This is a genomic window from Compostibacillus humi, assembly GCF_014637175.1.
GTDB lineage: Bacteria > Bacillota > Bacilli > Bacillales > Amphibacillaceae > Oceanobacillus > Oceanobacillus humi.
The window spans coordinates 1-3541 of record NZ_BMEV01000120.1 but is presented as its reverse complement, the minus strand read 5'-3'; the positions used below and the strand labels follow the sequence as shown (position 1 = coordinate 3541).

Here is a 3541-nt window from a genome sequence, read left to right as displayed (position 1 = left end):
AGTCTTTTTCAAAACAACGAAGTCCCTATTGAAACTGGAAAAAGAATTCCAGAGTCGTTCATATGATGCACTAATCAGCCATACAACCATTGTGTTTACAAGGTATATCGTGCCTTCCTGGCAAAATCGGTGCAGCACAGATGACCGTACATTAGGTGGCATGTTTTATGAATTATGTGATGAAATAAATGAACTTGATTGGGCTGTAGCGTTACAGCAATTAATCGAGCTTCTTGAAGATACCCTAAAACACACCAATAAAAGAATACAAAAGTTAATTAAAAGTCAACTACAACAATGGGTTGCGGGTCTGCCTAATTATATCAAGGTGTACCTGCCTATTTTGAACTGCGAAAGTTGAGTTAATAACTAATTGAGGACAAAAAAGATGTTGTATATAGCATAAAAAGGAATTCAAATGCCTATGTGGCGTTTAAACAGAATAAACTCCCTACAAAGCGATAAATGACGTATAAATATCATATGGTACTTGCTACCTCTATCTATTACTCATTCCAGTACAGGGGAGACCAATCGATTAGTAGAATCCACTGAAGGAGAAAGATCGTTCGGTTATGTCAGTTAGTAATCTTTACCTTCCGCCGTCAATGAAGGCTTATTTATGTGAATTCCCATTAAATCTCCTGTAAGCATTGATAACTTCGGTAATCTTCTTAAGCGTGAATGTAAAAGCCAAACGATAGAAACAAATAGAAATCCTAACCCTGCAAAAGAAAATGTTAGAGTACTACTGGTTACACTAGCAACATAACCACCAACTATGGAACCAATTGGCATAGCAATCGCACTCATACTACCAGATACTGTATTTATACGACCCAAGAGTTCGTGTGGAACTACGGTTTGTAACGTTGTTGCAAAAATGACATTTGTACCACCAATGGGAATCCATGCAAGAGCAAAACATACTATAGCGATAGATGTAATCGGAAATATTGCTGCAAAGATCCACAATAGTGCACTAAAACAAAAGGATATTGTTACAAAAATACCTAACCGAAATCTTCCCATCCACGATCCGCATAATGCACCAACTAATCCACCAACAGACATAGCTGCCAAATAAAAACCGTAAAACATCGGACCTCCTCGTACATCTGCAAGGGATGGCAAAATTGCCATAGCAGCCCCGATACAAAAATTTGCAACAATCGAACCAATTAAAAATACAGCAATTAATGAACGATAAACAACACGAAATCCTTCCTTTAAGTCAGTAATATATTGCAAAATCTTCTGTTTTCCAGTTCTGCTATCTTTTTGTTCAACCTTTCTAGGCAATTGTATCAAACTAAACAATATTGCTGCCATCGCAAAAATAATGGAATCGGCTAGATATAACAAAACTACTCCAAAAAAAGTGACAAGAATACCTGAAATAGCATTAAACACTAGATCAATTCCCTGATAGGCAAAAGCAAAATAAGAATTACCTTTAATTAAGTGCTTTTTTTCCAAAATGATAGGTAATGCCTTTGTTTGTGATGGATAAGCGAATTGCTGAATAAATGAAGCGATTGGCATAATGATTAATACAAGCTGAACTGTTAACAAGTCAAAATAGTATGTGATTGGAATTAAGAAAATCAATAATGTTTGAAGTAGTTGGGTAACGATTAACGTTTTTTTTACTTGCCATTGATCTACAAAAGGACCGGTAATAAACTGTAATGAGGCAGGCAAAAGCGTTAGAAATCCCGCAAGTCCTGTGTAAAATGCATTTCCACCCAGCTTATAAACGAGCCACATTGTAGTGACATAATACAAACTGTCCCCAATATTTGTTACAACCCTACCGATTAATAAAAATAAATAATTTCTGTTCTTAAAAATATCCATCCAACTCTTTCCCCTTATTCTTTCTCATCCGTTTGAAAACCAACAGTAGTAATATAATATTTATTTTTCTTACCCTTTGATTGTAGGCCCATATGGTGTAACTCTTTTAAAAGAGCATAATACTTTATTTTCCATTGTTTAAATTGCTCTTCCGTTGCCTCCAGTTCCCAAGTAGAAGAAATAAAACGTCGTTCCAATGGTTTTTCATTCGGTTCTCTTGTTTCGAAGGATTCGGCGGGAGCTTCCCTAATTTCTTGTTTGGCACGTTCTAGAATTCCATACATTAATTGTTTGGTTGTATCTCTTATTTCCTTTTTTCTCGGAAGAAGTTTTTCAGAAATTTGGAAATCAGCCGCCACTGCTTGGTAAAACTTCTGTACAATACCATTTTTTTCTTCCGTTTTTACGATTTGGACTAACCCATTTTTCTCCAATTCCTTTAGGTGGTAATGGATCTTCCCGCGTGGGATTGACAAAATCTCAGAAAGTTGTTGACCAGTATAAGCACGCATCACCAAATGCATCATCATTTCGGCACGTAACGGATCACTTAATGCTTTTAACTGATTAAAATCATCAATAATCAAATTATTTTTCATCTCTTTAATAACCACCCTTTGTAAAATAAACTAAAACGGTTAAAAATATTTGACTGTATTATACTATAAAAAATTGAAAAAAGGAAATGAATAACTGCAACAGAATCTGTCAAGTATTTACGGGAGCTATTCTCACCTTTAAGTTTTATAACCATATTTTTCTAAAAAAACAGGAAATTTTTATTAGGAAAAATCACTTTTTCTTATCAAAGAACTTCAACTATAAATTTAATCGGAAAGACAGAAATTCCTTTGGATTTCATGATTGTAAATATCCACTTTATTTCAGATTGTGAATTTCAAATTATTTCAGATGTATAATCTGTATAAGGTACGTGACACGGCTTGATATGGAGAGGCGGGTATGCTAGCCTGCCTGGCAAGCCAAAGTCTTTAGACAGCTGGCTTCTTGGCTTGAAACGCATGCCCGCAGAGGCTCCATGTCAAGCCATTCAGGGTATATTTATACACTTAATACGAGCTTTATACATATATACTTTGTGAAAAATCTGGACTAATGTGAACAAAATGTGCTGTTTTTGGCTGGAATAATGTGCATCTTTACATCATGATGTCTGTGATAATAAATCTTGAAGAAGTTTAAAGAACTATCCTCTAACCGTCATGTGTATCCCTATCTGTATCGTCTAAAACCCAGCAAAAATAAGTAGCACTTTCCATATAGTTTATATTGATTGCTACTTGACAGAACAGACATATGTCTCAAAGGAATATTATTATTTATCATTTTCGTTTTTTTGCTACTTCAAAGTGAAGGATTTTTTGTTCTCATAAAACTATTATTCTTTTAATAAAATATTCATTCCCACTAGCATTGCATAAATATAGTTGGAATATTCCGTAAATAATTTTCTCATAAATTAAGCCAAAAAGTCAAAGTCCAACTAAAGGTGGCTTTATCCATTTTTTGAAAATTATATACAGTTCATCCAAAAGGGACAACGACAATTGCCTTTGTTATGGAACGGCTTTTTTCTCAAACCTTCGCAGCCAAATGTAAGCTGGCTTCCATAATGCTGCCTTTAACCAGCGGCTAATTCGAAGCAGCGACTTTTTACTTT

General features: G+C 34.8%; 2 protein-coding genes and 1 pseudogene. 1 reads left to right on the top strand and 2 read right to left on the bottom strand.

What is annotated here, in order from left to right; all coding sequences use genetic code 11:
- Positions 1-361 (top strand): annotated as a pseudogene (locus IEV18_RS16540) (IS4 family transposase); the annotation flags it as partial.
- A 221-nt stretch (positions 362-582) separates the two neighbouring features.
- Here IEV18_RS16540 and IEV18_RS16535 read toward each other — a convergent pair.
- The gene (locus IEV18_RS16535) at positions 583-1860 is read right to left on the bottom strand and encodes an MFS transporter (RefSeq protein ID WP_188393460.1); all 1278 of its coding nucleotides are present in this window, start codon (positions 1858-1860) and stop codon (positions 583-585) included.
- Between the two features lie 14 nt (positions 1861-1874).
- Entirely contained in the window at positions 1875-2459 is a 585-nt protein-coding gene (locus IEV18_RS16530; protein WP_164216695.1) for an ArsR family transcriptional regulator, read from the bottom strand.
- Positions 2460-3541 lie beyond the last annotated feature (1082 nt).